General features: G+C 56.7%; 9 protein-coding genes. 3 read left to right on the plus strand and 6 right to left on the minus strand.

Features of this window, described 5'->3' with window-relative positions; translation table 11 throughout:
- Positions 1–19 precede the first annotated feature (19 nt).
- Positions 20–244, plus strand: a complete 225-nt coding sequence (locus M2427_RS25090) for a hypothetical protein (RefSeq protein WP_280709444.1) — start codon at positions 20–22, stop codon at positions 242–244.
- Positions 245–338: 94 nt separating this feature from the next.
- On the opposite strand, the gene M2427_RS25095 is transcribed toward M2427_RS25090, so the two are convergent.
- Together M2427_RS25095 and M2427_RS25100 are read right to left on the minus strand one after the other, a co-directional pair.
- Entirely contained in the window at positions 339–1292 is a 954-nt protein-coding gene (locus tag M2427_RS25095; RefSeq protein WP_280709445.1) for an alpha/beta hydrolase, read from the minus strand.
- A 64-nt stretch (positions 1293–1356) separates the two neighbouring features.
- Positions 1357–2601, minus strand: a complete 1245-nt coding sequence (locus M2427_RS25100) for an acyltransferase (protein WP_280709446.1) — start codon at positions 2599–2601, stop codon at positions 1357–1359.
- A 786-nt stretch (positions 2602–3387) separates the two neighbouring features.
- Here M2427_RS25100 and M2427_RS25105 point away from each other — a divergent pair.
- Positions 3388–3810 carry an SgcJ/EcaC family oxidoreductase gene (locus M2427_RS25105; protein ID WP_280709447.1) on the plus strand — a complete coding sequence of 141 codons (423 nt, stop codon included), beginning with the start codon at positions 3388–3390 and terminating at the stop codon, positions 3808–3810.
- A gap of 84 nt (positions 3811–3894) precedes the next feature.
- Here M2427_RS25105 and M2427_RS25110 read toward each other — a convergent pair whose 3' ends face one another.
- Positions 3895–4905 carry an NAD(P)-dependent alcohol dehydrogenase gene (locus M2427_RS25110; RefSeq protein WP_280709448.1) on the minus strand — a complete coding sequence of 337 codons (1011 nt, stop codon included), beginning with the start codon at positions 4903–4905 and terminating at the stop codon, positions 3895–3897.
- Between the two features lie 83 nt (positions 4906–4988).
- Between M2427_RS25110 and M2427_RS25115 the strand changes: the two genes are divergently transcribed.
- Positions 4989–5336: a MerR family transcriptional regulator gene (locus M2427_RS25115; RefSeq protein ID WP_280709449.1), complete on the plus strand. Its 348-nt coding sequence runs from the start codon at positions 4989–4991 to the stop codon at positions 5334–5336.
- A gap of 57 nt (positions 5337–5393) precedes the next feature.
- Here M2427_RS25115 and avs3b read toward each other — a convergent pair whose 3' ends face one another.
- From avs3b to M2427_RS25130, 3 genes are all read right to left on the minus strand, one after another.
- Entirely contained in the window at positions 5394–6149 is a 756-nt protein-coding gene (gene avs3b, locus M2427_RS25120) for an AVAST type 3 anti-phage proein Avs3b (RefSeq protein WP_280709450.1), read from the minus strand.
- Complete coding sequence (avs3a, locus tag M2427_RS25125; protein ID WP_280709451.1) at positions 6127–12411, minus strand: AVAST type 3 anti-phage nuclease/ATPase Avs3a; 6285 nt, start codon at positions 12409–12411, stop codon at positions 6127–6129. Before avs3a ends, avs3b begins: the two co-directional genes overlap by 23 nt.
- A 147-nt stretch (positions 12412–12558) precedes the next feature.
- Entirely contained in the window at positions 12559–13443 is an 885-nt protein-coding gene (locus M2427_RS25130; protein ID WP_212236038.1) for an amidohydrolase family protein, read from the minus strand.
- Between the last annotated feature and the right edge of the window lie 308 nt (positions 13444–13751).

Genomic DNA, 13751 nt, shown 5'->3' on the forward strand with positions numbered 1-13751 from the left:
CCGGGTCTCAAGCAAGAGAGTGTTGATCGTGCCCAGAGCAAAGTCAGACGGCCATGGAACGATTACTTTCACGCTTGCGCTAGGCGCAGCGCGCCAGCTTTGTAGACTCACGACGACGTTCCAGACCGACAAGCAGGCTTTCAGCTATCTCCATAAATACCGGACCCAGTTCGAGCAGATGGCGCGAGCGCGGCTTGCCTCGGGCGAGCTCGAAGACGGAATCGTCGTGCTGACGATGCTCTAGCCCGTCCGTCTGATGCGTCGATTGAACCGCAGCGGTGCATGAATCGCCTGTTGGCTGCCGAGCCGAACACCGCAAGTTCAGACCGTTTTGAAGCTCAATCGAAATACCGCTGCGCAAACTTGCGGAAGTTTTCCATCAGGAACCGATGTGCGCGCCTGCTAATGGGAGCGTCCGGCACCATCATATCAAAACCGTGATAGGCGCCGTCGAAGATTTCGAACGCAACCGGAATGTTGGCCCGGCGAAGGTTCTCGACGTAGATCTTGGTTTCATCGCGAAATGGCTCGAGACTGCCGACAAACGTGATCGTCGGCGGCAGTTTCGTGTAGTCCGTGCAGCGTGCCGCAGCCGCGTAGGGCGTAACGGTGTCCACGCCGTGGAGATAGCGGGACCATGCCAGCCTGTTGGCTTTTTCATCCCAGACGGGCGCGTCGTTGCCAACCACGGATGCGCTGGTCTGCCGGTCATCGATCATTGGATAAACAGGCATTTGAAACGCTATTCTTGCGTCGTTCGTGTCGGTCGCCTTGAGCGAGACGGCGGCCGCAAGCCCTCCGCCCGCGCTATGGCCTGCCACGATGAATTTGTCGGTTCGTCCGCCTAGGGATGCCGCGTTATCCCTGATCCATAGCAAGGTGTCGTAGCAGTCATTGAATGCGGCCGGGTAGGGCGATTCAACGGCCTTTCGATAGTCCGGCGCGACGATGATGCACGGCTCCGTATCGATGAAGTCCTTGAGGATCGAGCCGAACTGCTCGGGCACCCCGTGAACGTAACCGCCACCATGCATGTAGAGCATGATCGGCAGCGGTCCAGCTGCCGAGGTTGGCCGATAGAGTCTCACGCGAATAGGCGTGCCGCCATTCGTGCTGGGAATGTATCGCTCGCGGCAGACAAGTCCCCTGATGTTGCGTCCCCGCAAGACGGAAGCAGAGAAACGGAACACGAGCAGAGAGAACCATCTGGTGTGAACAAAGCTTGCGATGATCCGGCCAAAGGCATATCGGCCGCGCAGATCTTCATCCACCATCTCCCTGGTGACTTTCATCCGATGCGTCCTGCCGAGTTCAGGAAGCTTAGTCTAAGGCGCGATGGCTCCAGCAGGCCATCTTCTATTGCAGCGTCGCAATCATCTTTGCCGGGGCGGGCTGCCGAAGGCCCAGGCCCCGGGAAAACCGCGGGCGCGTCGATTTCGGCAGTCTTTCCGGAAGCTGCCCGAAATATGTGATCGTTCTGGTCATCGCAGCCCTGATGACGGGCTCGACCTTCGCGCAAATGAACCAGCAGACCAGGACAAGAATGCCCAGCTGGATCCACACGGCCGTGGTGGCATCCAGGCCGGCATCGACCAGGGTACGAATGATCGCGGTGCCGACGACGTTGTGCATGAGATAAAACGGATAGGTGATGAGGCCGAGCGTTCTCCAGTAGGCGGGCGCCTCGGCAGAAGCGATACCAGCAGCGTGCCTATTCCTGTTCCGGTTCGCGGCGAAGGCAATGAGCAGCACCGCGGCAGCCCAGACCATGATCGGCACCAGGGCTGACTGGTCCGCGATGGCGGGAATGCTCGTCAGGAAGAAAGACGCAAAATAGTAGATCTCTGCGGCCCCAGACAGACAGGTGACGGCGACGGCGACCCGTTCGAGCTTCGTCAGTTCTCTGTTGGAGGAAATGAACAGCCAGATGCCCAGCGCAAAGAAGCAACCATGATTGAGCAAGTACGCTGCGGCCGGAACGCGAAACATCAGAATGATGAGATAGATCAAATCGGATGGCGTCGTGCACGACAGCACCACTAACGAAAAAGCATTGAAGATCGCGCTGTAGATGGTGAGACCCCAGGCCACGTGCCGCAGCGTGACCTTCTTCGTGAGCATCGCGCAGTATACGAGCCCGTAGAACGCGGTCTCGGCAGCCAGCGTCCAGTAGACGCCATCAAGCCACTCACCCGTGACACCCTTGGGGACCATCAGCATGGCGTGGATGTAGGGCAGGATGAATTCGGATGCCGGTCCGCTTCCGAAGATGAGCAGAACAAGGAGGGTCGTGGTGGCGCAAACCCAAACCGCCGGATAAAGCCTGAGCGCCCGACCGAGCAGGAACTCGCCCGGCGAAGACTTGCACGCGGAATTCGCGATCACGAAGCCGGAAATGACGAAGAAGATTTCGACGCCCACCCAGCCGAACCATGTGTAGGGCGCGGCAGACGGGTAGATGACCTCGGCGGCGACGTAACGCTCGAAGCCTTGGACGCCGATCGAAACCCAGGCCCATGACCAGAACATCTGGTGAAAAATGGCGACTCCGAGAGCGGTGGCGAAGCGCAGCGGATCCAGCAGTGCAAAATGGTTTTTCACGGGAGTGCTTCCGATCCATGAAACGATCCCGTTGCAGATATTGGATCCCCTCACCAGGCTCTGCGACCTTGGTCACGCTTTCTCCGTCCATGGTTCGAACTGCGCAGATTCCCTGCGCGAATTGGCGTGCGCTCTGTGCCGTGCCTGCGCGCTGTGTGATGTTTCTCACGGAGGTGCTGACGTTATCGCCGGTTCTCCTTTCATCCCGCCGTCCGTGGATTCGACGCCCGATAGGCGTAAAGTTTTCCATCCTCTCCGGATGCGACGCCGTTAGGCTTACGGCCATTGTCGGCGCCTGACGGCTCCAGAGAGCTCTGCGAGGACTTGGTCGCTCAACTCATTTCAGACGATTGAATTTCGGCACTCACAACGGGCGGCGCCTTTGTCTAACGGGCCGTCAAGCGACCCAATGGCCTGGGTCGAAAATCAGATTGATATTCGACTACGGATTTTCCGGAGGACGTTTTGTGCTTCAAGTATATCGATCCGGACGGCGCGGGCGAGCTTCCCGGCTTTCGACGGGGCTATCTGATCGGGTGCGCCGTCTTGGCTTGCATTCTGGCCATTGAGCTGATTGTCCTGCTTTAGTTCGCGAGGGCAAGTGGCCTTCGCGAGAGGGTGCTACCGCGGAGGTGATGAGAGGCTGATCAACTCATCTCCGCACGATCTTGCGCCAGTACCGATTGTCGACAGAGCGTTGCGGTTTTGCGACGCAGGCTTCCTTTTTCCATCGCCAACGGCCTGTGATACGCTGCCCAAATTGGAGTTCTAAGGGGGAATTGAAAAATGATTCATCGTTTGTTGGCAATCTTGGTCGTGCTGCTATCCATATCGGCGGCGAAGGCCGGACCAAACGAAGACGCGGTGGCGGCACGCGCACAGTGGGAGCAGGTCTATAATTCCGGTGATGCGGAGAAGTTTGCCGCGATCTACACCAAGGACGCCATGCTGTTCGGCTCGACGGCTCAGCTGTTCACCGGTACGGACGGCGTGCGCACCTATTTCAGCAAGCTGCCGCCGGGCATCAAGGTGAAAATGGGCGACCAGCAGGCGATCGCGGCAGGTCCCGACGTGTTGTTGAGCTCCGGCTTCGCCGACTTCACGCTGCCCAACGGCACCGTGGTGCCCTACCGGCTGACCCTGGCCTGGGTGAAGGTGGACGGCAAATGGCTGGTGGCGCAGCATCACGGCTCACCCGTGCCCAAGTAAGCTCGGGGATGAGGCTGCCACTTCACACTGAGGTCTAGGCGACAGCGCCTCTTCCTGTCAGGGAATGGGGCGCCGCCCTGGCCTCTAAAATTCCACGACGACCTTGCCGAAATGCGAGCCGCTGCGCAGGTGAGCATAGGCTTCAGGGACTTCCTCGAAACCAAAGATGCGATCCACGATCGGGTGGATCGCTTGGTCGGTCAGGAAGCGATTCATCGCCGTGAAATGTTCGACCGACCCAACGGTGACACCGATGATGTCGGCATTCTCCCATTGCAGGCGGGCGAGATCCGGTTTCGGACCGAACCCTGTCAGGACGCCGATCTGAACGATCTTGCCGCCCGAAGCGACGGATCGCAGCGATCGGTCATAGGTCCCCGGGCCGCCGAGCTCGAGAATGTGACTGGCGCCTTCGCCATCAGTGGCTTTCATCAGAGCGGCGTCCCAGTCGGGCGTGTCGCGATAATTGATGAGGATCGAACCGCCCATCGTCCGGGCGCGCGCGAGTTTCTCATCCGAGGATGAGATCACGATTGCGCGTGCACCGAGCGCTGCCGCGAATTGCAGGCCGAACAGTGCGACGCCGCCAGTTCCCTGCACGAGCAGCGTGTCGCCTTTGCGCATCCCGCCGCGTGTGATGAGGCCGTGCCATGCGGTGACGCCGGCACAGGGCAAGGTTGCCGCTTCGACCGAGGACAGGTGCGCTGGCACGGCGACGAGTGCTGTTGCCGGCAGCACGACATACTCTGCCAGCATTCCGTCCGTCGTGCTGCCGCCGAGGGATGACGAAACATAGCTGGACTTGAACGGCCCCGAGATCCAGTCGCGGAAGAACGAGGCGGCGACGCGGTCTCCGATTTGCCATTGCGCGACATTGGCGCCGATGGCGTCAACGACACCCGCGCCGTCGGAGAGCGGCACACGGTCGTTGAGCCCGGTCTGTCCTGCGCGGTCGAGGGTGATCAGGTCGCGGTAGTTCAGACTGGCCGCTTCGACCTGAATGCGAACCTCGCCTTCGGCGGGTTCGGGTCTGCTGACATCGACGGGTTCGAGGCGGCCGGCCCCGGCATGGCTGTTCAAATGGTAGGCTTTCATCGTTGCTCCTTCTCAAGCGGCATTCACTTGGATGAGCACAGCCTGTAAGCTCTGACAGCACTGTCAGGGTCAAGAGGTCTCGGATGAAGATTGGCGAACTCTCCCGGAGGACGGGGGTCAGCGTTCGAATGTTGCGGTATTACGAGGCCGAAGGGTTGCTCGCGCCGCAACGGACCTATTCCGGTTATCGCGATTATGGCCCGGAGGAAGAGCAGACCGTGCGGCGGATCAAGATGCTCGGCTCGGCCGGGATGACGCTCGAGACGATCCAGCAATTGCTTCCGTGCGTGCGAAGCAACGACCCGGCCTTCACGCCGTGCAACGAGCTGCGAAGAATACTGGCCAAGCAAGTCAGCCTGATCGACGAGCGCATCGAGACGCTCAGCCAAAGTCGCACCATTCTGGCCGGCTATTTGGCAAGCGTGAACTGATCGCGCAACGGTGGATTTTACCGTGCCCGAGTTGAGTGGATTGGGCACTCATCTTGGTTAGTTATCCACGAATGGTTCGGGCGGCGTCGGCGCAACCGGCAAAACTATTTCTCCAGCAGCCTCAGATGTTTCGGCGGTCGGAAGTTCCTCCAAGCGCTTCGAAAGAGTCTCCACAACAGACTCTGCGACGCCCACAAATCCTCGCATCCGTTTAACCCTATCTGCGAGAACTTTTCGTTGTCCAGCGTTCGGATCGAGGGCCTTGTTTGAGTCCGCCGTTGCTGACAGAAAGCGTATGGTAATTTCGGATATGCCAGTTTCGCCGATGCCTTCGGCAAGTTTGACCCATTCCTTGGATCTGTCGAGCGCAGCTCCCGCAGCCTCTTCTAGGCAATATCCAATCAGTACCTTGGCCACGTAATCCATGTCTTCAGCTAGGCGGAGCCACTTCTCTTGGTCCGAGCTGTCCGCTGTTTCGCCCTTCGGTGGACGCACCATGCGGTAATAACGCAGCGTATCGTCCTCTGGATCAAGGCTCGCAATGGTTCGGATGATAGACTCTAATTCTCCAAATGGCCGCTTACCTGCCGGAAATTCCGAACGATGCTTCCATAACTTCAAGATTGCATCGAAAGCATCCGCCTCGGCCGTGCCTTTGTCGGCTCCCGTGGCAGTTTCTGCCTTTGCTATCAGATCAGCAACATGGTGCGCCATCCAGCGGCCCAGGGTATCGGTCGAATCGGCGAGACCCAGCTCTTCGACGAGCTTCCGGCCGAGCTCCAATACCTTTTCAGATTGTGCTGATTTTTCCATCGCGATTAAGGAGATAGAGTTTGGCTTGTGTGGGTACCCGTTCGTCATCGTCACCAAGGCTACGTTCATATGGTTGGTAGCGGCGCGTCCGTCCGATTTGCACTTCGATAATGAGGTCGCGATTCAGCTTCGCTAACATCTTTGTCACAAACGGCATGGATACCTTGAGCCGATTCCCTCGATTGGGGTTGCTGCGCTCGTGGCTTCTTGCTTCATCGTAATATCCCCAGACCTCAGTCTCCATGACCCAGGCTTGCTCTGCATTTCGCCAGAGACGGCGATCAGAATCAGTCGTTAGATCCAATAACTCAACGATGAATGCAGCCGGTCCTGCTGGCGGAAAAGAAACGCCTCCCGCCCAGCGATCCTGTTCGTCTAGCCTGGCACCGTTTGTTTCATTGACGACCCAACCCTTCAATTCGAATCCCGCCTCGTCGATCTCCAAGTCATCGTCCGCTCTTGGTATTCCATAGTGGTACACATTGTTTGACGTGGCTAGTGCACGCAGCAACGCCTCAGATTTCTCTGCGCAAACCAACGCACTATGAACGCTGATTGACTGTTCTGTTCGGTCATTGGCCTGCGTCCAATGACCCCATAGGTTCAATCCGTCGCTTGAGCGCAAAGTTTCCTCGAAATCGCCTTCAGTAACAGTTCGCCGATCGGGATGTTCTTTATCGCGGGAAAGCCATTCGCCTCTTTCTAGAGGTTCAGGATCGCGCCGATCCCAAAGCCAGCGACCATCATTTCGTGTTAGGTCGTGCCGCGACAGCCAATCACGGAACTCGTCATCTTCACCACATTCTGGATTGCGATGTGTCGGCGTGGAGGCCAACAGTCGCCCGGCAACGATCATCAACGCATGGTAGGAATGATAGAAATGAACATTGTCGGCCCGTGGATAGGAGCCGTGAGAATGATAACTGTGACGCTCTTCATAGAGATTGCGTCGAGCACGCTCGTCTTCGTCCCATCGTCCTGTAGCAGTAAACTGTAGATCATTTCGAATGACTTGGAGAGCCTCGGCCTCGATTGCGTTCTGTGACAGAGCGAACACACGGCCGAGCGGATCGAACCAGTAGGGACCGATGTCGATGCCGAAATAGTATCGATCTTCACCAGCGAGTTCCTTCGTCGCCTGTTTTCGGCCGCTATTGCGCGCGGAGGCATTCGACTCGATGACGGTTAGAGCAGACTTATTTATGTTCCTTAGTCGATTCGAAATCCCGCCATCGTCGTTTAGGTCACCACGAGCGACCAACTCAAGAGCGCATCGCGCTGCAAATTGTCGAATGACGACGTGAGGCTGTCCATTCAATGCCCATTCGAGGATTTGCTTGCCGTGCAGCGCAATAATTTTGGGAGCATCCAGTGCTGCCCGCGCCAAACCGATAAGTAGCCATTCAAGTGCGTGCAGTCGATAAAATGGCAGCTTCGTATCTACAAATGGTCCTCCGCTCATCTGAGAGGCTAGCTTCATCAGGTGGGCCAGAAGTTCGACGCGCCCGAAACAGCAGGTTTCAAGTACGGCGTGAGCTCCTTCCCATCGCAGCACCGCCTGGGGCGCAGCTAACATGCCCCAAACGTAACCAGCCAGCGCTTCCCGAACGTCAGTCGGTGGCGCGAGTTCATCCTTCCAGGGACCGTCTCCATCTTTGTCTTCTAGGGCGGGATTAAACAGATCCATTCCATACGTTAGAGTCTCCAACGCCTGATCAGGTGATAGCTTGACCGCGATAAGGCCGAGGAGCGAGAAGAGTCGGTCGGTTTTGATCAGGTCTGGCGTCTCACCGATAGCAGAGAGCACCACGTCGACAATTTCATCCAAGCTTACGCCAGATGCTGCGCAAGCCTTCTCAAATGGAAACCTCTCGTAATAGCGGCTTCTCCTGATATCCATGCAGTAGCGGCGGGAGAACTCCTTCAATGCTTTCGTTAACGCTTGAGAAATCGCAGGACGTCCCTTCCAGTTGTCTGGAACATTTTCCAAAAAGCCACTGAGAGAGTAGAGGTCAAACCCCGGAGCCTCCATAAAGGCTTCAATAAACTGAGTTTCGGTTCCGCTTGAAAGTCGCAGCCTTGCTTGACTGAAAAACTCTTCAGCGAGGAGCGGTGGCTCGGTTTCTCTAAACGCGAGATAGGCCTGCCAAATGCCACTCGGCGACGTTAGATCCTTATCCGTGAATATCGCGTTCCAATCACGGGCGGTCTCGTTTTCAAGGGGACGCGCTATTTCATATCTATTGCTATCTCGCTCGCGATCCTTCTCATCTTGGTCAGCAAGAGAAATTGCCTCCGCCAGATCATCGAACGAAATGTCATGCTGGGCCGCTGCATCCTGGAATTTTCTTAGGCTTGATGAACTGGAAATAACGAGACGCGCATACCGATAGACAATTGTAGCTGCAAGTTTCTTCTCCTTAGCATCGCAGCATTCGGCTAGAATTTGCGCAAGTAGCTCGTCATCATCCCAGTCCGCTCTAATTGCGATAAGCGGCAGTGCGTCTCGTGGATCGAGGACTTTCCGCTTAATTAGAGTTTCGATTGCGATCGGCAGTATTCTCTCGTGCCAGCCAAACTTTCGGTCTCGCCATCGACTCAAAATGGTGATGGCCGACGATGAGCATAAGCCGCAAAGCGCGCGAACCGTGCTCTCCCATGGAAAATGCTTATCACGATCCACATAAACATAAGTTAGCTCTGCACAGCGCGAGAATTGATACGCCGCTTTGGGTGCCAGCCGGTCCAAGCGCGACGCTCGTTCCGCAAGATTGAGAATGGCATCCCATCTGGCCAGATTTTCATCGCCAATCTTGCTCGCAACTTCCACCGCTTCGTTAAAGTATGCCTTGGCATCCGCTTTGCTCGTTGTCAGTATCGCGCGAGCGATCTCAATGTAGCCATCGGTCTTGGACTCCGCATTTGAGCGCTCATTTTTTGTCAGCGAATAAGACTCTGCCGCATAGGTGAGGGCGGCCGATTTCGTGTTGTCCTTTTGCGCGCACAAACGGCAGAGGAAATTGAGCGTGGGTGTAAACAGCGGACGCTTCAGCTTATCTTTCCATTGACCAAATGCCGACAAAGCTTCGGGGGTAGCCGCGTTCGTCTGATGCAGGATATCCATCCACAAAAGAGCAATTTCGTTCGAGGTATGGAAATCATCGCGATAGCTGATCCGTTCCGCTCTCGCGGAGGCGTCGATCGTCTTTTTTACCTCGTTCGCGACATCTTCTTCTTTTATCCGTCCGAGTAGGACCGATGTCCATAACATGTGCCACGGCAACAACGCGCCGACGTCTTCTTGAAATTCCTGCAGCTCGCGAGACGTCGCATTCTTGTTCGCCTTCCTTAATTCATCCTTCAACTCGGCGTGGGCGACATCGATCAATTCGAGCTGCTGCCCTTGCAAGGCAGCTCGCAAAGCATAGGCTCGCAACAACGGGAAACGAGTGGTTGAAAACCGAGAGGCTAGCCCGCGAGGAGGCTCGGAAGGGAGGTATCGGGAGAGTAAGTTGACTGCCTCGTCGTGCGTGCTTTGACCGTCTTTTAGTGCGGCTTCAGCGAGGCAGACAACCGCGTCGATAGACGCGTCTCTTTCTTCCCAACCTCCCCGACTGCGGATGTCGATGCGACGGTCTAAGAGCTGCTTAAGCGCGCTCTTTGCTACTTCAGCCGGCGCCAGCCTTTGAACGTCTCGCAGTTCTCTTATGATCGCGAGAACAAGGCAGACATTGTTGCCGGCGGCACGCGCGATTGCATCAATCTCGACAAAGCGACCGTGATCAACCAGTCGACGTACTGCTGCACGTCCGACGCGATACGACACTTCGCGAGGTTTCCATCCTCGCAAACTTTGGGCGGCGTTAGCCGGACCGTGGATATTGAGGTGCGCAAGTGTAAGTTCGACGATGTCCTGATCCGCGATCTCTTCGTCGGCGCGTTCATCAGATGGCAAGCGTGACCAATTGCGGAGCCATTCGTGAGCCATACGCAGGCGGCTGCGGGCTTCTCCCACAAGCTCTTCGCGTCCGGACAGAAGAGCGGCTTCGTACGCGTGGTGTGATCCGAGCCACCCCGATCCGAATGTGCGACGCGATACGATTTCCTGGATCAGTTCAATCTCAAGGAACTCGGCAGCAAGATCGGTATTTGCCTGTAGCAGTTTTCGCTGCCGTTCATCGCCGGCCGTTTCTCCACCTGCCTTCAGGGCAAGTTTAGCTGCTGAGACATAACGTTGCGTGCGAAGTCCTGCTTTCAAAGCAAATTGGAGCCGTTGCAGTTCAACATCGCGTTTTTCAAGCGGACTGCCCTCAGGAAGCGCTGTTGCGGAAAGGGCAAGATCAACAAGTTCATCGAATTGACCGGCCTCAAGCATGAGTTGAGGCAATGTTGACGCAACATATGCGCTTCGAGTGGCGAGAGGTCTCAAACTGGCGATGAACTCGCCCATCCCAGCCATCGTCGGCCTAAATCTTTCGCGAAACCAAGTCTCTGCCGGCTCATCCAGAAACTGGATGGTCTCTCCAGCAACGAGAAGCGGACGTCCTATGTCATAGGCGAAGCTCTTAATCGCTTCAGGCTCTACGCCAGACATCGCAGACAAAATGGGTATCGGTACTAACGGCCTCAATGCAGCCAAGCCTGCGCAGATCTTTTCGACGCGGGATTTTTCTACGGGACCAGACGCGTCCTTAAGTTTAGCAATAGCATCGTCCAGCAAGCCCGAAATTGCATCCTCCACGCTTGTCGGGTTGGGACCAAGCAAGCGTAGCGCATCTTGCAAGGGCTGCCCGCGCGACAGCGCTAAGGCTTGCACGCGCGGATTATGTGAACTCAGCCGATGGAATTCATCAACATCGCGTTCACTTGCGTCGGAAAATTTCTGACGTAAGAACGCCTGTGTCTCGTTTCGACTGAACGGGAGGAGCTCAATTGCGGTGCAATCGTGGGGCGGATCAAGTAGATCTTGACGATGTGAGCGGCAAAGAAACACGAGCCGAACACCTACCGGAAGCTTCGTGCGAATTATGTCTCTTACGAAGGAGCGCGCCTCGCCAATCTCTTGAGCCGCCATCTGGGCGTTGTCCGCGGCATCTACAACAATGCAAAGGAGCGCATCCGGATTTGCTAGCCTCAATAATGTTGCTGCCTGGCTGAGCCTATAGATAAATGCGCGTACATATGCCGGAGCATCTGCGTTCGCGGTTGGGATAAGGAGATGGCAGAGACCTTCTCTGGCTAGTTCGTTTGCAATTTGAACGAGGGCATCTTTATGCCGATGACGATAACCGGTAGCACCGCGATACTCACCATTGCCGAAGCAATCATAGAGAACGCAAGCGGACCCTTTAGGCAGGGCCTGACCAATGCGCGTTGCGAATATCGACTTTCCAACCCCGCCCGAGGCATGAACGACAACAGAGCCGGCGGCTGCCACGATCTGTTGAACCAGCTGCGGCTCCTGCTCACGAGGAACCGCGTCGCTAACACGAGCTATGAGACACTTTGCGGGAAATAGGCGGGTTTCGTCGGTCTTTAAGGCTCGGAGTACGTCAATCTTTGTTATCGTGGGATTCTGTTCGCTTTCGGAAAGTGCCCGGCGCGTTACCAACTCCTTTAACTGTGTTGGCGCATCGACGTCGGCATCCGGGAGATAACCACTTATGTCTTGAAACAGGATGTTGCGCTGATCCCAATAACCCTTCTGCCGGTCTTCGAAACGCACAAGCCGACAAAAGTCCGCGAGATCGCCGCCTGCCAAATCAGTGAAGGATTCCAGCTTTTTCAGCTCACCAGGATGTCGTGGTGTCGCTTCATTCGCCGCATCGGCAACTGCCTCCGCCACATCCGAACCAATTGGCCTGTTCGTTACAAACCAGAATTCTAGTTTGCCCGCCAATTCTGCTCGCGCATGAGTCTTTTGAAGCTCTGCATAACGTTGCGCAAAGCCTCTGATCGTCTTTTCCAACCCGCTTGCGGTCCACGGATCATCAGCGTGCACCGTCGAATGCTTGAGTTGCATGTAGCGTATCAAGCGCGCTTGCTTGATATCTTCACTTCCGATGTATTCGGCAATATCGATCAGCTCTTCACCGGCCTCTACCGGTGAGGCATCGGGTTGCTCGTTCGGTGAGGGACCTTCGATGCTGATGGCGACCAAGCCACTGTCGGAGGACAGGAGCTTTAAGCAGCGCCGCGCTGCCCACAGATAGTGGAATTGATCGCCGTCTCGGCTTGCACGGACTAGATTGGTTTTGGACATCGAAGCGCGCAATCTGAACCCGAAGCAGCTACCATTTGTCGTCTAGCGCTCCACTATGGTTCCGTGCGTACTCCAGCACGCAGTTAGGCCGGTTTGCAATCGGTCTAACTATCTTAGTCACAAGCCGAAATTGGACGTCGTTTTGGGCTAGATCCCTAAAATCTTCCTTGCGTTGGCCTTCAGCACCTTCGGCCGGATCTCGTCGCGGATGTCGAGCTTGGCGAAGTCGGCCAGCCAGCGGTCCGGCGTGATGACGGGCCAGTCGGAGCCGAACAGCATCTTGTCCTGCAGGATCGAGTTGATGTAGCGCACCAGGATCGGCGGGAAATATTTCGGCGACCAGCCGGAGAGGTCGATATAGACGTTCGGCTTGTGGGTCGCGACCGACAGCGCCTCTTCCTGCCAGGGGAAGGAGGGGTGGGCGAGGATGATCTTGAGGTCGGGGAAATCGGCCGCGACGTCGTCCATGTACATCGGGTTGGAATATTTCAGCCGCATGCCCATGCCGCCGGGCATGCCCGAGCCGACGCCGGTCTGGCCGGTGTGGAACAGCGCGATCGCGCCGCCATTGTTGATCTCTTCGTAGAGCGGATAGGCCATGCGGTCGTTGGCGTAGAAGCCCTGCATGGTCGGATGGAATTTGAAGCCGCGCACGCCGTATTCCTCGATCAGCTTGCGCGCCTCGCGGGCGCCGAGCTTGCCCTTGTGCGGGTCGATCGAGACGAAGGGGATCAGGACGTCGAGATGGTCGGAGGCGACCTCGATCATCTCGTAATTGTTGTAGCGGCGGAAGCCGGTCTCGCGCTCGGCATCAACAGGGAAGATCACCGCGGCGATGTTCTTGGAGCGGTAATAGGCCGCGGTCTCCGGCACGGTCGGCGGATGCTTGTGCGGCGACTTGAAATAGTCGGCCATCTGCGCCTGGAAATCGTCATAGCCGTCGTCGCCATGCATACCGCAGGGCTCCTCGGCATGGGTGTGGATGTCGATCGCGACGACCTTCTCGATATCAGGCAGCTTCAGCTTCGGCATTGTGTCCTCCCGAGGGTTGCCGAATTGATTATATGATATAACGAATTTGGCAAGGCATTGCTGGCGCTCAAACCGCAGCCGGCGAAAGTCTTTGCCGGGCTCGACCGGAATCGGACCGATCCGGGCTCATCTACTGTGCATGGGGTTGTTTTCACCAGTTTGGCTGACCGGAACCTGGCAGTTAACATTGACATGACCTCCCGCCATGCCTTAAGAACCGCCCCGTCCCGGGCGGTCCGTCCGCCAGCGGGAAAAATCTCATTTTGCCACATTCGCGCGTGCCGAGACGGGTGTGCCGAACACGGCCT

The sequence above is a fragment of the Bradyrhizobium sp. BR13661 genome (assembly GCF_029892425.1).
Classification (GTDB): Bacteria; Pseudomonadota; Alphaproteobacteria; order Rhizobiales; family Xanthobacteraceae; genus Bradyrhizobium.

Coding starts and splice junctions, on each gene's coding strand:
- avs3b (WP_280709450.1), bottom strand. CDS start 6,149: ATGGAAAAATCAGCACAATCTGAAAAGGTATTGGAGCTCGGCCGGAAG.
- M2427_RS25110 (WP_280709448.1), bottom strand. CDS start 4,905: ATGAAAGCCTACCATTTGAACAGCCATGCCGGGGCCGGCCGCCTCGAA.
- M2427_RS25115 (WP_280709449.1), top strand. CDS start 4,989: ATGAAGATTGGCGAACTCTCCCGGAGGACGGGGGTCAGCGTTCGAATG.
- M2427_RS25130 (WP_212236038.1), bottom strand. CDS start 13,443: ATGCCGAAGCTGAAGCTGCCTGATATCGAGAAGGTCGTCGCGATCGAC.
- M2427_RS25095 (WP_280709445.1), bottom strand. CDS start 1,292: ATGAAAGTCACCAGGGAGATGGTGGATGAAGATCTGCGCGGCCGATAT.
- avs3a (WP_280709451.1), bottom strand. CDS start 12,411: ATGTCCAAAACCAATCTAGTCCGTGCAAGCCGAGACGGCGATCAATTC.
- M2427_RS25105 (WP_280709447.1), top strand. CDS start 3,388: ATGATTCATCGTTTGTTGGCAATCTTGGTCGTGCTGCTATCCATATCG.